We start from the raw sequence: 16912 nt of genomic DNA, 5'->3' as shown, positions 1-16912 counted from the left end.
CGCAGTCTACTCCGCCGCGTACCGTATGCTGTACGGTACAACGTACGGAAACGATCCGAGGAGGAGCCACATGACCTTCGCCGTCGTCGCCGAGGAACTGCGCAAGCGGTACGGCGACACCGAGGCCCTCGCAGGCTTCGACCTGACCGTCCCCGAAGGCACGGTCCACGGCCTGCTCGGCCCCAACGGCGCGGGCAAGAGCACGGCCGTGCGCATCCTCACCACGCTGCTGCGCGCCGACAGCGGACGCGCCGAGGTCGCCGGACTCGACGTCGCGACCCGCGGCCCCGAGGTACGCCACCGGATCGGGCTCGTCGGCCAGAACGCGGCACTCGACGAGATCCTCAACGGCCGGCAGAACCTGGAGATGTTCGGCCGGCTCCACCACCTCGGCGCCCGCCAGGCCCGCGCCCGAGCCGCGGACCTGCTGGAACAGTTCGCCCTCACCGACGCCGAAAACAAACCGGTCGGCCAGTACTCGGGAGGCATGCGCCGACGACTCGACCTCGCTGCCGGCATGATCCTGATGCCGGCCGTGCTGTTCCTCGACGAACCCACCACCGGCCTGGACCCCCGCGCCCGAGCCGAGGTATGGGAGTCCGTCCGCGCCCTCGTCACCACCGGCACCACCGTGCTGCTCACCACCCAGTACCTGGAGGAGGCCGACCAACTCGCCGGCCGCGTCTCCGTCATCGACTCCGGCCGGACCATCGCGAACGGCACGCCGGACGAGCTCAAAGGCATGATCGGAGGCGACCGGATCGACCTGACCCTGCGCGACCCGCGCGACATGCCCGCCGCCGCGGCCGCCCTCGCCCGGGTGTCCACCGCGGAACCACACCTCGACCCCGACACCCGGCGGATCAGCGCGCCCGTCCGCCAACGGATCACCGCCCTGACCGAGGTGGTACGCGCCCTGGACGAGGCCGCCGTCACAGCCGAGGACATCGCCGTGCGCCGCCCCACCCTGGACGAGGTCTTCCTGCACCTCACCGGCACGGCAGGAACACCACAGAATCCACCCCGACCCGACCATCACTCCCACAACGGCACGGAGGAGGCCGCGTGACGACCCCCGTCCCCCCGATCCCCCGCACCCCGGCGGCCCGGCTGCGCTGGGCCCTCGCCGACGGCTGGACCGTCACCCGGCGAGACCTCACCCACTGGCGCCACCGCCCCGGCGACGTCGCCGTCGCCCTCCTGTTCCCCGTGCTGATGGTGCTGATGTTCGGCTACCTGCTCGGCGGCGGCATCGCGGTCCCCGGCGGAGGCGACTACCGCGAGTTCCTCATGCCCGGCATGTTCGCCATGACCATGCTCTTCGGCATCGAGACCACCTTCGCCGCCGTCGCCACCGACGCCGCCAGAGGCGTCACCGACCGGTTCCGCTCCCTGCCCATGGCACCGTCGGCCGTCGTCACCGGCCGCGCCACCGCCGACATGACGCACTCCACTCTCGGCCTCGCCGTCATGATCGGATGCGGCCTGGCGGTCGGCTGGCGGTCACACGGCGACGCCGGCGACACACTGCTCGCCATCGCGCTCCTGCTCCTGCTCCGGCTCGCGTTCCTCTGGATCGGCATCTACCTCGGCCTGCTCGCACGCGGCCCCGAGTCCCTCGCGGCCGTGCAGATCCTCGTCTGGCCGGTCGGCTTCCTGTCCAACGCCTTCGTCCCGACCGCCACCATGCCGGCCTGGCTCGGCACCCTCGCCGAGTGGAACCCGCTCTCCTCCACCGTGACCGCCGTCCGCGCGCTGTTCGGCAACCCCGGCACGGGCGACTCCTGGATCGCCCAGCACGCCCTCCCGATAGCCGTCGCCTGGCCCGCGCTGCTCATCGCGATCTTCTTCCCCCTGTCCGTACGGTGTTACCGGCGACTGGACCGCTGACCCGCGCACACCCCGTCCACACAGGCGCCCCGGTCTCCGACACCGGGGCGCCTCCACGTTTCCGCAGCGTAGGTCGATGATGGGAGAAGGAACCCCCCGACACCGGCACGGTGAGATCCGCAGAGAGGAGGCGCGCCCATGACAGACCCGGCGCACGAGCGGGCACCACGACACCACACGCCATCGGCGACGCGCGCCCCCGTGGACGCCTCCTCCATGGACGCCTCCTCCATGGAAAGGCCACCGGACGGACCGGCCGACGGCGCCCCACCGCCGCCCCAACGCTCCAGCGAGCACGACGAACTGCTCCAGCGGCTCCTGCCCACCGTCGACGCCGGGCTGTACGTGCTGAACCGGTGGGCGCGGGTGGTCTACCTCAACCCCCGCGGCGAGGAACTGCTCCGCCGGTCCGCCGCGGACGTCATCGGCCACGACGCCCACGACCTGCTGCACCGGACCGCCGACGGCACGGTCGCGCAGCGCGCGGAATGCCGGCTGCTCCAGGCACTACTGTCCGGCACCACCATGCACGCCGACACCGAATGGTTCGCCCGAGGCGACGGCACCCTCCTTCCGGCCTACTGCGTCAGCACCCCGTACGCCATCGACGACGACCGGAGCGGAACGGTGGTGATCTTCTCCGAACGGAGCCTGGACGAGAACAGGTCGCACAACGCCGAACTGATCGACCTGACCGACCGCCTGGCCCTCGTCGCCGAATCCACCGTGGCCCTCACCTCCACCCTCGACATGGAGGAGGCACTGCGCCGACTCGTCCGGCTCGTGGTCCCACGCCTCGCGGACTGGGCCGTCGTCGACCTCCTCGACGACAACGAAGAACTGCGGCGCGTGACCGTGGTGCACGACGAGAACGGCACCATCGTGAACGTGGAGGAACTCGAAGGCCCGATGCCGCCGGTGACGGAACAGTCCCGGCAACCCCTCTCCCAGGTGCTGCTCGGAGCCCCCTCCACACTGGTCATCCCGGATATGTACGACGAACTACCCGACTCCGGAATGGCCGCCGTGCAACGCGACCTGTTCCAGACGACCGGCATGCACTCCGCGGTCATCGCGCCGTTGAGAGGACGGCTAGGCCAGGTGCTGGGAGCCCTGACCGTGGGCCGCGCCGCCCAGCACAGGCAGTTCGGCCCCGGCGAGCTCTCCCTCGTCGACGACATCGGCCGCCGCGCCGGTCTGGCCGTCGACAACGCCCGGCTGTACGAGCGGGAACGGCGGTCGGTCGAGACCATGCAACGCCACCTGCTCCCCCCGATGCCGGAAGTCGACGACCTGCAGATGTCCGCCCGCTACATCGCGGCGCCGCACGCCTCCGAGGTCGGCGGCGACTGGTACGACGTGTTCGTCCTCCCCGACGGCGTCAGCGCCCTGGTGATCGGCGACGTGATCGGCCACGATCTCACCGCCGCCGCCCAGATGTCCCAGCTGCGCAACCTGCTCCGCGCGTACGCCTGGGAGTATCAGGGTCCGCCCAGCCTGGTGGTCGACCGCCTCGACCGGGCACTCCCGCACATCAGCACCGCCACCTTGGCCACGCTGGTGTTCGCCCGCGTCGAAGGCCCGGAAGGCGGCCCGTGGCGACTGCACTGGACCAGCGCGGGCCATCCGCCGCCGTTGCTGGTGACCGAGAACGGCAAGGTGTCCTTCCTCGAGGACGGGCAGGGCCTCCTGCTCGGCACCGACGTGGCCACAGAACGACCCGACGCCACGGCGCCGCTGCCGCCCAAGGCCACGCTCGTGCTCTACACGGACGGCCTGATCGAGTCGCCGAACGAGTCGATCGACCGGGGAATGGCCCACCTCGGCCGCCACGCCGCCTCGCTCGCCCGCCGACCGCTCGGGGCCTTCTGCGACCAACTCATCGCCCGGGCCCGCCCGGCCGACAACGAGGACGACATCGCCCTGCTCGCCCTCCGCCTGCCGGCCTCGCCGGTCCGTAAGCAGCCGACCTAGGGCCGGGGCTGGTCAATGCGCAGCACCGACATCCCCTCGGGACGTACGGGCTCGTGGCAGTGCGCGCAGACCGTGACCGGGCGCAGGACCTCGCCGCACTCGTGCTCCCAGACGGTGGGCGGATCCCCTTCGGTGACATAGCGGTCGCCCCAGGCCATCAGCGTGAGCAGTACCGCATGGAGCGCCTGACCGGCCTCGGTGAGAACGTACTCGTAGCGCGGCGGATGCTCTTCGTACTGCTCCCGCTCCAGCAGGCCGACGTCGACGAGCTTGCGCAGACGGACGGCGAGGATGTCGCGGCTGGCACCGGTGTTGCGGGCGATCTGGTCGAAGCGCCGCACCCCGAGCAAGATCTCACGCATGGCGAGCATGCTCCATCGCTCGCCGACGACCGCGAGCGCGTTGGCGATCGAACACTCCCGGGGACGGGACGGCATGGCGGCTACCTCCTTGACTTCGCGACAGTCGGGTCGGTCTTGATTTCCAACTTAGTCCGTGACATTGTGCGTTTGATTATCCAACTCACTCGGCATGGAGGCAAGCATGCGAGACGCGGTGATCGTCGAGGTCGCACGGACACCGATCGGCAAGGGAAAACCGGGCGGAGCGCTGCACCAGGTGCACCCCGTGGACCTCCTCGCCCACGCGATTCGCGCGGTGGTCGAGCGCACAGGCATCGCCCCTGACTCGATCGACGACGTGATCGGCGGCTGCGTGGACCAGGTAGGCGAGCAGGCACAGAACACCACGCGATGGGCGGCGCTGTCAGCCGGGCTTCCGGAGAGCGTCCCGGCGACCACGGTGGACCGCCAGTGCGGCAGCGGCCAGCAGGCCGTGCACTTCGCCGCCCAAGGCGTTCTCGCCGGCGCGTACGACACGGTGATCGCCTGCGGCGTCGAGTCGATGAGCCGGGTACCTATGTGGTCCAACGTGCCACCCGGCACCGACCCCTTCGGCCCTGGCGTGGCCGCCCGCTACGCGGACGGGCTGGTACCGCAGGGAATCAGCGCCGAACTGATCGCCGCGAAATGGTCGCTGAGCCGACAGGAGATGGACGCCTACGCGGTGGAGTCGCATCGGCGCGCCGCACGGGCCACCGCCGACGGAGCGTTCACCGACGAGATCGCGGCGATCCGCGTCGCCGACGACCTGGTCCGTCACGACGAGTCGATCCGGCCGGGCACGACACCCGAGGTGCTGTCCGGACTGAAGCCCGCCTACTACGACCCCGCCATGGCGGAGCGGTACCCGCAGATCGACTGGTCGGTCACCGCGGGCAACTCGTGTCCCGTCAACGACGGCGCCTCGGCGGTGCTGATCACCACGAGCGAGAACGCCGCCAGGCTGGGGCTGCGGCCGAAGGCCCGGCTGCACAGCTTCGCCGTCATCGGATCCGACCCGCTCCTGATGCTCACCGGGATCATCCCCGCCACCGAGAAGGTCCTGCGCAGAGCGGGACTACACCTGGACGACATCGACCTGTTCGAGGTGAACGAGGCGTTCGCCGCCGTCGTCCTCGCCTGGATCCGGGAGACCGGCGCCGATCCGGCGAAGGTCAACGTCCACGGCGGCGCCATCGCACTGGGCCACCCACTCGGGGCCAGCGGCGCCCGCCTGATGAGCACCCTGGTCAACGCGATGCCCCGCCACGGCGCGCGCTACGCGTTGCAGACCATGTGCGAGGGCGGCGGCATGGCCAATGCCGTCATCCTTGAGGCCCTGTGACCGTGATTCCGCTGAACCTCCAGCACGACGAGCCGAGCCGGACGATCAGAGCGGATCCCACGGGAGGCGCTCGTAAAGATCACGCACTCGGTTCATCGCCCGCTCGTCCACTTTCAGCTCCACGTCGTCCACCCGGCCGACCGCGACGACACCTCGCGAATTGGCGAGGAAGACCGCGTCATATCCGGGCAGATCCGCCACCCTCAGCACGCGGCGCTCCTGACGTCCCCCCTCGTGTTCCAGCGCCCGCTCCAGCAGCTGCATCGTGATGCCGCGCAGCATCGGAGCCTGCGGCCAGACCACGGTGTCGCCGACGACACAGCCCACGTTGGTGATCGATCCTTCCGCGATCACACCGTCCGCAGTGGTCAGCAGCGCCTCGTCGAACCCCTCGGCCTCCACCCGAAGCCCGAGATAGTGCTGCGGGAAACCGCCGACATGCTTGATATGCGGGAGAAACCGCTGGTAGACGACCGACCGCACACTCTGCGGGGTCCGGGCCATCTCGTACGGCGGCCCCGCCGTGGCGAACACGTGCGGGACGTCGTCCTCCGACAGGATGTACACGCGGACGCCGGCGTCTCGGATGTCCTCTCCCAGGACCGCCGCGATCGAGCCGAGTACCTCCTCAGGGCCGGGCACGACATCGAACAGCTCGCGGCTGGCCGCCTCCAGCCGGGCCAGGTGCAGGTCGAGCCCGCGCACTCTCCGGTCCCTGACCTGCATGGCGGTGAAATGTCCGTATCTCGCGTACATCGCGAGGGTGACATCCGCCCCCACGACCCGCCCGTCGATCACAACGCGCTTGATGTTGATCAGCCCCTTCCGGCCGGGAACGATCCTCGGACCGCATGCCCACCGTACCGAGGGCGCGGATCGCCGTCAGGACGCTCGTACAGCGGCGACGGACACGGCGGACAGGTGAGACTCGGCCTGGGACTCGGCCGGTCGCCGCCCCATCCGCGTGGCGACGCCCGGCTCCGCAGCCGGTCGGCCCCTCTGAACAGCCTCGATCGACAACCTCGACGCGGCGAGACGAGGCCGGGCTGGGCGCGCAGAGCGGCGCGCCGACATCCCCGCCGTCGTCCAGCGAGTCATCCGTCGATCGCGCCGCCGATGATGGGGTTTCGGGTGGCCTGAGAGGATTTTCGAACGACCCGGCGCCTTTACATTGTAGATTCATTATATGATCGGCGAGCGATGAACTTCCCAGCCGTGCCGGAACCGCTTCCTCCCGCGAGGCCCCGGGCCGATCCTTACCACGCCTACCTGGACGCCCTCCCCAGCCCCGAGTCGAAGCGGACCATGCGCGGCTGCCTCGACCGTGTCGCCCGCCTCATCACCGGCGATCCCCACGCCACCGGGGCGGGGCAGCCGTGGGAGCGCCTCCGCTACGAGCACACCATCCGGCTCCGTACGGCGATGCGCGAGCAGGGGTGGTCCCCCTCGCACGTGAACAAGCATCTGGTCGCCCTGCGGCGGGTGCTCAAGGAAGCCTGGCGGCTCGGCCTGATGACCAGCGAGGACTACCAGCGGGCGGCCGACCTGCCGGCCTACAAGCACACCCGGGTGCCCGCGGGGCAGCATGTCCCGCCAGAGGTGCTGGGAGCCGCACTCGCGGCCTGTGACGACGACGACTCCCCCACCGGCCTGCGGGACGGCGCCATGCTCGCCGTGCTGTACTCCACCGGCTGCCGACGGGCGGAGCTGGCCGGGCTCGCCCTGGCCGACTTCGACTCCGCGTCCCGATCGCTTCGCGTACGCGGTAAGGGCGACAAGGAGCGGCTCGTCTATCTGACCGCTCCCGCGGTCGCGCGGCTGGAGTTGTGGCTCTCGGCGCGCGGACGGGACGCCGGGCCGCTGTTCTGCGCGATCAACAAGGCCGGCCGGCTGCGCCGCACCCACATGAGCGGGCAGGCGGTCTCCGACATCGTGGCCCGCCGCCTCTCCGACGCGGGTGCCGCCAAGAGGACACCGCACGACTTCCGGCGGACCTTCATCGGCGAGCTGCTCGACGCGGGCGTCGACCTCGCCACCACGCAGGCCCTGGTCGGCCACGCCTCCCCCGCGACCACCGCACGGTACGACCGGCGTCCCGAGCGGCGCCGCAGGGAGGCCGTGGACCGCCTGGAGATGCCCCCGGCCAAACCACTGCGCTGAATCGTCTTTCGTGGATCTCCGCCGTGCCGAGGGTCCGAAACACTCCTTAGTGGTTGAAGATCAAGCTGGGCCGACGCGGTAGAGGACGTGGCGGCGCAGCGGGCTGTCCTCGGCCAGCGCCGGGTGATCGAAGTCGCCTTCGGGGTCACGGGTCATGCCGATGCGCTCCATGACCCGCTGGGAGCGCATGTTCTGCTTCGCCGTGAACGAGACGATCTCCTTCAGCCCGAGCTCGCCGAAGCCGTGCCGCAGCGCGGCCCGAGCCGCCTCGGTCGCGTAGCCGTGACCCCACGCGGACCGGGCCAGCCGCCAGCCGATCTCGACGCAGGGCGTGAAATGCGCGGTGAACCGCGGAACCGAGAGCCCGGTGAACCCGATGAACGTCCCGGACAGCTCGACGGCCCACAGTCCGAAACCGCAATCGTCGAACTCGGCCGCGACGCGGTCGGCGAGGGCGTCGCTCCTCTCCCGCGTCAGCGTGGCCGGGAAGTACTCCATCACCTCGGGGTCGGCGTTCAGCGCCGCGAACGGCTCGCGGTCTTTCTCCTGCCAGCGCCGCAGCACCAGCCGCTCGGTCTCGATCATCCGTTCACGGTACCGGCAGATGTGGTACCGGGGCCCCTGGCCCTGCCGGCCCCTACCGCGGTGCTGACCGCACATATCGGGCGACTGTCCGTTCGCACGCCTCCCGCATCGGGGGAACACCTGGTCGGGGGACCAGGACATCGCTGGGGACATCGCCGGGCCCGGGATCAGGCGGTCGGACCGTCTCTCCGGCGCGACCCGACGCGTAGGTCCGGCATCCGGGATCCGGCCATCCGGGCCTTGGCAAGGGGCGTCCGGACGGGTCAAAGTGAAACACCGTTTCCCAAGGAGGGTCGCGCAAGTGCACTATGTAATCATCGGCTGCGGCAACGTGGGCATGGAACTCGCACGCCGCTGGACCGCCGCCGGTCACCGGGTGACCGGGACCACCACCTCGGCCAGGCGCATCGGGGAGATCCAGCAGGCCTGCTCCACCGTCGTGGTGCTGCGCGGCAGCGACCGGGCGGCCGTGGAACAGGCGACGAGCGACGCGGACGCCGTCGTGCTGACGATGAGCCCCCGCATCACCCGATCCTTCGATGCCCGGCAGCGGGTCGCCGAGTACGCGGACACTCTCACCGCCAGCGCGCGGACCGCCGTCGCGGCGCATCCCCGGGTCGTCTTCACGAGTTCCGTCTCCGTATACGGAGCCGGCACCGGATCCCTGGTGGACGAATCCACCCCGACCACCGATGACCCGGACGCCTCGCCGCGTAGTTTCGTCGCCGCGGAGGAGGCCGTCCTGGCGACACCGCGAGGGGCGGTGGTCCGCATTCCCGACGTGTACGGACACTCGCGCGACATGGACTATCCGACCCGGGTGAAGTTCGCCCACGAGGCACTCGGCGGCAGCGTCCCCTTCTCGGCCGACGCCCTGCTGTACAGAATCGACTACCGGGACGCGGCGGCCGCACTCGACTTCGTCGTGTCCGAGGGCCTCACCGGGATCTTCAACGCCGTCCCCGACGCGATCCTGCCCCCCACCAACGCCTCGGCGTTCGGCGAGATCTGCGCGGCCGAGGGCTGGCCCGAGCTGAGCTATCGGGGGGAGATCAAGACGCCGACCATACCGGTGACCTCCGCGAGGCTGCGGGCCGCCGGGTTCGAGTTCGTCCACTGACGGCGTATCTCTCTCGCTCTCAGGCGGCGCGCGCCCCCACCGCCCAATCGTCACAATAAACCGGCACAAAAGGGATATTTCTCGATATAGCAATTGGGCTCTGACGCGCCGAGATCCGGGGAACCGGAATGACCACCGCCGGGCGTCCGTCAGGCATTGGTAATGCCGGTTACTCCTTAGCCTGACGGACGACGGCAAGCCTTCGGTGAGCGCGTTTCCGCAGCTCAGCCCGCGAAATTTTCGGTCCCTCATACTGACCGGAAATGGCCGTAACCCCGACCGGGCTAACGATCCGATCACCGCGGCTCTGGCCAGGTAACCCCGCCGGGAGAATCATCCGTCCCCAAGGACAACCGAGATGATCAACCCCGGAGTCACGATGGCATATCAGCAGGGCCCGCCCGGAGGCCAGCCGCCCAACTACGGCCCTCCTCCCGGCTACGGCTACCCGCCACCCACCCCGCCCAAGAAGACCAACGTCGCCCTCATCCTGGTCATCATCGGCGCCGTCCTCCTGCTGGCCATCGGCGGATGTACGGCACTCGTCATCACCGTGGCCAACAAAAGCGCCGACGAAGTACAGAAGGCGCTCGACCAGTTCACGCCGTTCCCGTCGTTCCCATCGATGCCGGTCGAGGGCACCGGGCCGGCGCACGAGGTGGTCCTGGAAGCGACCGGAGACGGCGGAGCGAAAACCGCCAGCAACGTCACCTCCACGGTGGGGTTCGACCTGAAGCAGGAAGCGGGAGTGCCGCTGCCGTACTCGAAGACCGTGCAGGCGTCCGAGGTGCCCGGAGGGATATCTCTGTGGGTGCAGAACGCCGAAGGCGAGGGCACGGTGACGTGCCGGATCAAGGTGGATGGGAAGGTGGTCCGCGAGGCCACGTCGACCGGGCCGTACGGCGTGTGCCGAGTTCAGACGAACTCGCTCGCCCAGTGACGTAACCCCGCCCCGTCGGCGGGGCGTCACACAGGTGTTCCCTCTTCCAGAGCTGAGGGCCGTCCCCGCGCAGGGGCGGCCCTCTCTCGTGTCGGACTACCGGGCGACGTCGTCGAGCCTGGCCACGATCCGGGAGAGCAGTTTACGGATCTCGATCTGCCCGGCCTTCAGGTCTGCGACATCGTCCCGCGGCAGCGCGAACGACCGCTCCAGGTTGGTGGACGGGCGCCGGCTGGGCGAGGCGTTCGCGCTGCTCGGCAGCGCCGCCTCGAACCCGGACGAGGCGCGGCGCCGAGTGGGCCAGCTCGCGCTCGCCGCCGAGACCGGCCCCGAGCACGCACATATCGCCCGGATGCGCGCCATGGCCGGCGCAGAGCAATGGCCGGACCGGCAGTTGTTCATCACCGCGCTGGACGCCGAGACCGGCGAGCAGGAGGTCTTCGACCGTGCCAGTGGCGCACCGTTGCCCTCCGCCGTGGCGGCGAGCACCGCCTTCCCGGGCATCCACCCACCGATCACCATCAACGGCCGCCGACGCATGGACGGCTCCCTGCGGTCGGCGACCAACGCCGGACTCGCGGCCGGAGCCCGCACGCTCGTCGTGATCGACCCGCAGGCGCACCTGTTTCCCCGCGAGTTGCTCCACCAGGAGCTGGCGGTCGCCGGGGCGCACACAGTGGTGACCATCGAGCCCGATCCGGAATCAATACGCGCGTTCGGCTCGGACCTGAACGACCGGACGGCCTGGGAACCGGCCTACCAGGCGGGCCTTCGCCAAGCCACCGATGCCGCAGAGCAGCTCCGTCTCGCGTGGAAGACCGGATCAGACACGGACTGAGCGCCGCCCGATCTCCGGGGTGGTGCGCCGAGGGCGGGGCCAACGAGATACACGAGCCCTCCCAACGCCGCCCAATCGTCACAATAAATTGGCACAAAAGGGATATTTCTGGATATAACAATGGGCTCTGACGCGCCGAGATCCGGGGAACCGGAATGACCACCGCCGGGCGTCCGTTAGGCTTGGTAGTGCCGATGTGGATGTGTCCCCCGGGCCGCAATTACCGCCTTCACGGAATACCGTTCGGCTGGAGCCGTGTTGTGCCTCTCGCCGAGGAGGCGACCACCACATCGGCCTTAACGTGTCAGACCCCCGCGAGACCAGCTCTCGCGGGGGTTTCGGCTACTGGCCGAAGATCAGGCCAAGTCGTACGAAACCTTGGGACGCGGCGCGCACGGTGGTCGCACCCCGCCCTGGCTTAAGGTTGATCGCGTCGCCGCCGGTGTGAGGCCGGACCGGCGGAGATCCTGAGGAGTGCCCGTGCTCTACCGCATCGCCAAGATCGTCACTGCGCCCACCGTGCGGCTCCTGTGGCGGCCGGTGGTCCAGGGCAGGGAGCACGTACCGGAGACCGGGCCCGCGATCCTGGCGTCCAACCACCTTTCCATCCTCGACTCCTTCTTCCTCCCGGCGCTGCTGCCGCGGAAGGTCACGTTCGTCGCCAAGAACGAATACTTCACGGGCAACCCGGTGACGGCCATGTTCATGCGCAGCACGGGAAACCTGGCGATCGACCGGGAGAGCGCGGGAGCCGCCCAGGCCATGCTCGACGCCGCCGCGGGCGTGCTGAAGGCGGGTGAGCTCTTCGGCATCTACCCCGAGGGCACCCGCTCCCCCGACGGGCGCCTGTACAAGGGCAAGATCGGCGTGGCCTGGCTCGCGCTGACCACGGGCACCCCGGTCGTCCCGGTCGCCATGGAAGGCGTCGACCGCGTGCTGCCCCCGGGAGCGTCCGTGCCGCGGATCACCCGCATCGGGATCCGGATCGGCGCGCCGACCGTCTACACCGGCGACCCGGGCAGCGCGCGCGACCGCCGGCAGGTGACCGACCAGATCATGGAGGCGATCCGCGACCTGTCCGGCCAGGAATACGTGAACAAGTACGCCGCGAGCGTCAAGAACGCGTCCTGACCGCGGTTTGTATGGCGATTTGACCGCGATAGGCTCTGTGCCGGTTTCGAGGCTGGGAGGCAACGCGTGCCCCGAGGACGTACGATCGCGATCACGACCGCCGCCACCGTCCTGGTGGCCGGCGCCGCCGCGGGAGGCGCCTACTACGTCCTCCACACGAGGGGCACCCCGCAGGAGACCGCGCAACGCTTCACCTCGGCGTGGACGCGCGGCGATCTGACCGCGATGAAGGCCGAGTTGGCCACGCAGGCGGCGGGCTTCGAGGCCGCCTACGCCGAACTCACCAAGAACCTCGGCGCGACCGCGGTCGCCGTCACCCTCGGCGCGGTGACCCCGGCGGGAGACGACCGCGCCACCGCGGCCTACACCGCGACCGCGACGCTCAAGGACGTCGGCGAGTGGACCTACGACGGCACGATCGACCTCGCGGTCAAGGACCACTACTGGAAGGTCTCCTGGGCGCCGCGCGCCGTCCATCCCGCGCTCGACGGCACCGTCCACCTGTCCCTCAAGACGACCTGGCCGCGGCGCGGCGCCGTCATGGACGTGAACGGCGACCGCATCGACGGCGGCGACATGGGCGGCTCGGTTCAGCAGCTCGTCGGGTACCTCGACAAGGCGACGGCCAAAGACGTCAAGGCCCTGGGCTCGGCGTACAAGACGGGCGACGCGATCGGCCGCGGCGGCCTCCAGGAGACCTTCCAGAAGTCGCTGGCCGGCACGCCCACCACCGAGATCCTCGCCGGGAAGAAGCCCCTGGCCACCATGAAGGGATCGACGGGACGCGACGTCAGGACCAGCCTGGACCTGAACGTCCAGCGCGCCGCCGCGGACGCCGTACGCGACATCGAGAAGCCCACGTCGCTGGTCGCCGTGCGCCCGTCCAGCGGCGAGGTCCTCGCGGTCGTCAACAACAAGGGCGGCTTCAACCGCGCGCTGGACGGCCGCTATCCCCCCGGATCCACGTTCAAGACCATCACGGCCGCCGGTCTGCTCGCGACGGGCCTGACACCGTCGTCGCAGGTCACCTGCCCCAAGACGGTGTCGGTCGGCGGGCTGCAGATCCGCAACTCCGACCACGAGGCGTTCGGGGCGCTGTCGTTCCTCGACTCCTACGCCCACTCGTGCAACACGACCTTCGCGCCGCTGACCGCCACCAAGCTCAGCGCGCAGAAGCTGTACGACATCGCCTCCGACCTCGGCTTCAACCAGACGCTCAATATCGGCGTCCCCGCGACCAAGGCGAGCATGCCCAAGGCGACCAGCGACGCCGAACTGGGCGCGGAGTCCTTCGGCCAGGCCCGGATCACCGCGAGCCCGCTGGTCATGGCCACGGTCGCGGCCGCGGTCGCGGACGGTGCCTGGCGGCCGCCGACACTGGTGCCCTCCATCAAGCAGAAGACCTCGCCCAAGGACCTGCCGGACGGCGTCGCCGAGCAGCTCCGCGTGATGATGCGGGCCGTCGTCAGCAAGGGCACCGCACACTCCGCCGGCCTCCCGTCCGGTACGGCCGGCAAGACGGGCACCGCGGAGTTCGGCACCGGCGAGAAGCTGGAATCCCACGCGTGGTTCATCGGCTACCGCGGCGACGTCGCCTTCGCGGTCGTCGTCGAGGGCGGGGGCGGTGGAGGCAAGGTCGCCGCACCGGTCGCCGCCGCGTTCCTCAGGGGACTCTGACAACCCGCGACATCCGCGGGCGCTCCCGGGCGCTTCCCGGGCGCTTTCGCCGCACGTGCTGGTCCGCGAGAAGATCTCTGTAGGCTTTGCCGCTGAATGTGTGGAACATTACGTACGGCGGTTGGATGGCGCGGTGAACGACCTCACTCCGGGAGATCCCCTTCAGATCGGCGGATATCGCCTGCTCGGCCGCCTGGGCGTGGGCGGCATGGGCACGGTCTACCTGGGCGAGTCCCCAGACGGGCAACGGGTCGCCGTCAAGGTGATCAACCCCGAGTTCAGCCGGCACGAGCAGTTCAGGATGCGCTTCCGCCGTGAGGCCGACGCGGCGTCCCGGGTCAGGCGGTTCTGCACCGCCGCCGTGATCGAGGCCGCGCTCGACGGTGACCAGCTCTACGTCGTCACCGAGTTCGTCCCCGGCCCCAACCTGGAGCACGCCGTACAGTCCTCGGGCCCGTTGCGCGGCTCCAGCCTGGACGCCCTCGCGGTCGGGGTCGCGACCGCGCTCACCGCCATCCACGGCGCGGGCGTGATCCACCGTGACCTGAAACCGTCCAACGTGCTGCTCTCCCCCGTCGGTCCCCGAGTGATCGACTTCGGTATCGCCAGGGCCCGCGACACACTTGGCGGGATCACCGGCACGGGCGAGCTCATCGGGACGCCCCGCTACATGGCGCCCGAGGTGCTGCGCGGCGAGCCCGTCTCACCCGCCTGTGACGTGTTCTCGTGGGGCTGCCTGGTCGCCTTCGCCGCCACCGGCCGCCCGCCGTTCCACGGCGAGACGCTTCACGCGGTGCTCTACCAGGTGCTCAACAACGAGCCCGACCTCACCGGGCTGGACCCGGCGCTGCGTGACCTGGTCGGCTACGCGCTGTCCAAGGATCCCGGGCGCCGGCCGACCTCGCAGCAGCTCCTGGACCACATGGTCGGCCGTGCCGCCGGCCCCGAGCAGGCCGCGCACTCAGTGCAGGCGACCTGGCAGCAGACCGGTGGCCCCGCCGCCGCGGCGCAGGGGACTCCTCAGGCCACTCTCCGGCAGACGCTGCAGGCGACACCGCCGATGGAGCGGGGTCCGGTGGCGGATGCCACCCATCCCTCCTCCCCCGCTTCCCCCGCCTCCGTCGCGCGCCGTGTCCGGCTGGTGATCGGTGCGGCCGCCGCCGCGCTCGTCGTCGCGGGCGGGATCGGACTCTACGCCGCGCTGTCGCCCGGAGGGCCACCCACCGATCTCGCGCTGCTGTACCAGGACGACTTCAACCGCAGCGGCACCGACTGGGGCAACGACTACACCGGTGAGGAGTACCACCGGCAGGGATACGCGCCCGGCGGCTTCTACGCCATGGACGCCTACGGCGACGACAAGAACGATCTGTGGGAGGACGCCCCGATCCCGTTCACCACGGAGCCGCAGAGCCCCACACCGGGCGCGACACCGACGCCGACCGTTCCGGACGACTACCTGCTGGGCGTGGACGCCACCGTCAGGGAGGTGAAGGGTGCCGGAGAGTACGGCCTGTTCTGCCGGCAGAAGCCCGAGGGAAGCAAGGTCACGCGCTATGAGTTCCTCCTCGACACCGCCGGGCGCGCCAGGATCCGGAAGGTCGTGGACGACGCGGGCGGCGACCTGACCTCTCCGGTCCAGACCGATCCGTCCGAGCAGGGCGAGCCGACCAGCGTGCAGGCCCGGTGCAAGGCGACGGAGGAGGGCGTGGAGCTGACCATGTGGGTCAACGGCTCCGAGGCCGGGTCCGTGGTGGACGGCAGGGCGTTGCCGGGCGGCCAGGTCGGCATCATCGGGCGGGTCGGCGAGAAGAGCGCGGCGACACTCAAGATGGGCTTCGACAACTTCACCATGCGGGGTGCGCCGGGAACGTCACGCTGAGCCTCCGCCGGTCTTCCTCCCCCGCCTCCCCCGCCTCTCCCGCCTTCTCGGCGGGCTGGGGGCTTACGAGGGCTTCGGGACGTCCGGAGGGTTCGGGACGTCAGGGGGCCTGGGGCGGCTCAAGCGGGGAACGCGGCGGCGGCGTCATTGTGCAGTGCCATGATCAGCAACGTCGTGATCAAGGTGGCGATCAGCAACCAGCTGACGATGATGATGATCGTGGAGCGCTGCGGCATGCTCCGCCGCCGCTCGCGATCATCGCGTCGTCTTCCCCGCCGACGACGCTCGACACGCTCGTTGAACGATTCGAGACGAGCGGCGAGCCGCGGATCCTCATCGGTGAGGTGCTGTTCGATCAACGCCAGCATCCGCTCTTCGTCCTGCGACCAGGCCATATGGCGCACCTCCCCGGAACGCAAGGTGTGTGCCGACGTTCTGCCCAACGATGAAGATCGTTAGCCGTTTCCTGGGCGGGTATTTAAGATCTGTTTAGCGGGCCGCTCGCAGCCGACTGTTGTCGTTGGCTGTATAAGGTCGCCGAGGTCAGAACCGAAGTGTTCCGTTGCCTCTCTATGGTCACCGTTGGTTGTGCGAAGTCCTGTTGGTGCACTCATGTTCCCCACATGCCTCTTGCGTACGGGCGCGAAGAAGGCCCCCTTCGCAGCTCCGCCGATCTCGATCCGGGATCCACGAGACCCTGGAACGCAAGAGGCCCGCTCAGGTCGAGCGCAACGCCAACGGGCGCGGCAAGGACCCGTCGAAGGCCCACGCCGCGCACGGCCCGTCCTCGTTCCGCCGCCAGAGTGGAGGCTGCTCGATGCCGCCGGGGCGACGTCCCCTGGTTCTCGGATGGGGACGGGTCACCCCGACTCTCGACGATGTCCTCCGAGACACACCGTCGGCGGCGCGGGGGGGCCCGCGGGGCGCCGGGTGTGTACGCCCGGCCCCGCCCGGCGCCCCGCGGGGGGGACGCTGGTGCGGAGAATACAC

The 16912-nt window shown here is 70.0% G+C and carries 15 protein-coding genes; 11 read left to right on the top strand and 4 right to left on the bottom strand.

Features of this window, described 5'->3' with window-relative positions; genetic code table 11:
* Nucleotides 1–70 precede the first annotated feature (70 nt).
* The 3 genes from AB0I59_RS14890 to AB0I59_RS14880 all read left to right on the top strand — a co-directional run bounded on the left by AB0I59_RS14890 (nucleotide 71) and on the right by AB0I59_RS14880 (nucleotide 3864).
* Nucleotides 71–1069, top strand: coding sequence for an ATP-binding cassette domain-containing protein (locus AB0I59_RS14890; RefSeq protein ID WP_358132959.1), 999 nt, complete (start codon nucleotides 71–73; stop codon nucleotides 1067–1069).
* Nucleotides 1066–1890, top strand: a complete 825-nt coding sequence (locus tag AB0I59_RS14885) for an ABC transporter permease (RefSeq protein WP_358132956.1) — start codon at nucleotides 1066–1068, stop codon at nucleotides 1888–1890. The genes AB0I59_RS14890 and AB0I59_RS14885 overlap by 4 nt, the downstream gene beginning before the upstream one ends.
* Before the next feature lie 138 nt (nucleotides 1891–2028).
* Complete coding sequence (locus tag AB0I59_RS14880) at nucleotides 2029–3864, top strand: SpoIIE family protein phosphatase (protein WP_358132953.1); 1836 nt, start codon at nucleotides 2029–2031, stop codon at nucleotides 3862–3864.
* Here AB0I59_RS14880 and AB0I59_RS14875 read toward each other — a convergent pair.
* Nucleotides 3861–4301, bottom strand: coding sequence for a winged helix-turn-helix transcriptional regulator (locus tag AB0I59_RS14875; RefSeq protein ID WP_061258575.1), 441 nt, complete (start codon nucleotides 4299–4301; stop codon nucleotides 3861–3863). The genes AB0I59_RS14880 and AB0I59_RS14875 overlap by 4 nt on opposite strands.
* A 106-nt stretch (nucleotides 4302–4407) precedes the next feature.
* Between AB0I59_RS14875 and AB0I59_RS14870 the strand changes: the two genes are divergently transcribed.
* Nucleotides 4408–5589: a thiolase family protein gene (locus AB0I59_RS14870; protein WP_061258576.1), complete on the top strand. Its 1182-nt coding sequence runs from the start codon at nucleotides 4408–4410 to the stop codon at nucleotides 5587–5589.
* 45 nt (nucleotides 5590–5634) lie between these two features.
* Here AB0I59_RS14870 and AB0I59_RS14865 read toward each other — a convergent pair whose 3' ends face one another.
* Nucleotides 5635–6387 carry an aminotransferase class IV gene (locus AB0I59_RS14865; RefSeq protein WP_358132949.1) on the bottom strand — a complete coding sequence of 251 codons (753 nt, stop codon included), beginning with the start codon at nucleotides 6385–6387 and terminating at the stop codon, nucleotides 5635–5637.
* Between the two features lie 402 nt (nucleotides 6388–6789).
* On the opposite strand from AB0I59_RS14865, the gene AB0I59_RS14860 reads away from it, so the two are divergent.
* The gene (locus AB0I59_RS14860) at nucleotides 6790–7749 is read left to right on the top strand and encodes a tyrosine-type recombinase/integrase (RefSeq protein ID WP_358132946.1); all 960 of its coding nucleotides are present in this window, start codon (nucleotides 6790–6792) and stop codon (nucleotides 7747–7749) included.
* 60 nt (nucleotides 7750–7809) lie between these two features.
* Here the strand turns inward: AB0I59_RS14860 and AB0I59_RS14855 are convergent, their stop codons facing one another.
* Nucleotides 7810–8334, bottom strand: a complete 525-nt coding sequence (locus AB0I59_RS14855; protein ID WP_358132943.1) for a GNAT family N-acetyltransferase — start codon at nucleotides 8332–8334, stop codon at nucleotides 7810–7812.
* Between the two features lie 301 nt (nucleotides 8335–8635).
* Here AB0I59_RS14855 and AB0I59_RS14850 point away from each other — a divergent pair, with 301 nt between their 5' ends.
* The 6 genes from AB0I59_RS14850 (at nucleotide 8636) to AB0I59_RS14825 (ending at nucleotide 15922) form a co-directional block, all read left to right on the top strand.
* Complete coding sequence (locus AB0I59_RS14850; RefSeq protein WP_358132940.1) at nucleotides 8636–9454, top strand: NAD-dependent epimerase/dehydratase family protein; 819 nt, start codon at nucleotides 8636–8638, stop codon at nucleotides 9452–9454.
* 358 nt (nucleotides 9455–9812) lie between these two features.
* Nucleotides 9813–10394: a hypothetical protein gene (locus AB0I59_RS14845; RefSeq protein ID WP_358132937.1), complete on the top strand. Its 582-nt coding sequence runs from the start codon at nucleotides 9813–9815 to the stop codon at nucleotides 10392–10394.
* A gap of 88 nt (nucleotides 10395–10482) precedes the next feature.
* Nucleotides 10483–11232: a patatin-like phospholipase family protein gene (locus tag AB0I59_RS14840; RefSeq protein ID WP_358132935.1), complete on the top strand. Its 750-nt coding sequence runs from the start codon at nucleotides 10483–10485 to the stop codon at nucleotides 11230–11232.
* A gap of 480 nt (nucleotides 11233–11712) precedes the next feature.
* Entirely contained in the window at nucleotides 11713–12363 is a 651-nt protein-coding gene (locus tag AB0I59_RS14835) for a lysophospholipid acyltransferase family protein (RefSeq protein WP_061258659.1), read from the top strand.
* A gap of 66 nt (nucleotides 12364–12429) precedes the next feature.
* On the top strand, nucleotides 12430–14040 hold the full coding sequence (locus tag AB0I59_RS14830; RefSeq protein ID WP_358132933.1) for a penicillin-binding transpeptidase domain-containing protein: 1611 nt from the start codon (nucleotides 12430–12432) through the stop codon (nucleotides 14038–14040).
* Nucleotides 14041–14173: 133 nt separating this feature from the next.
* A complete protein-coding gene (locus tag AB0I59_RS14825) occupies nucleotides 14174–15922 on the top strand; it encodes a serine/threonine protein kinase (RefSeq protein WP_358132931.1) in 1749 nt (582 codons plus the stop codon).
* A gap of 119 nt (nucleotides 15923–16041) precedes the next feature.
* Here AB0I59_RS14825 and AB0I59_RS14820 read toward each other — a convergent pair whose 3' ends face one another.
* Nucleotides 16042–16317 carry a DUF3040 domain-containing protein gene (locus tag AB0I59_RS14820; RefSeq protein ID WP_061258585.1) on the bottom strand — a complete coding sequence of 92 codons (276 nt, stop codon included), beginning with the start codon at nucleotides 16315–16317 and terminating at the stop codon, nucleotides 16042–16044.
* Between the last annotated feature and the right edge of the window lie 595 nt (nucleotides 16318–16912).

It is taken from the genome of Microtetraspora glauca, from assembly GCF_040656155.1.
In the GTDB taxonomy this organism is placed as follows: Bacteria; Actinomycetota; Actinomycetes; order Streptosporangiales; family Streptosporangiaceae; genus Microtetraspora; species Microtetraspora glauca.
This window is presented reverse-complemented; position numbering and strand designations above follow the sequence as displayed.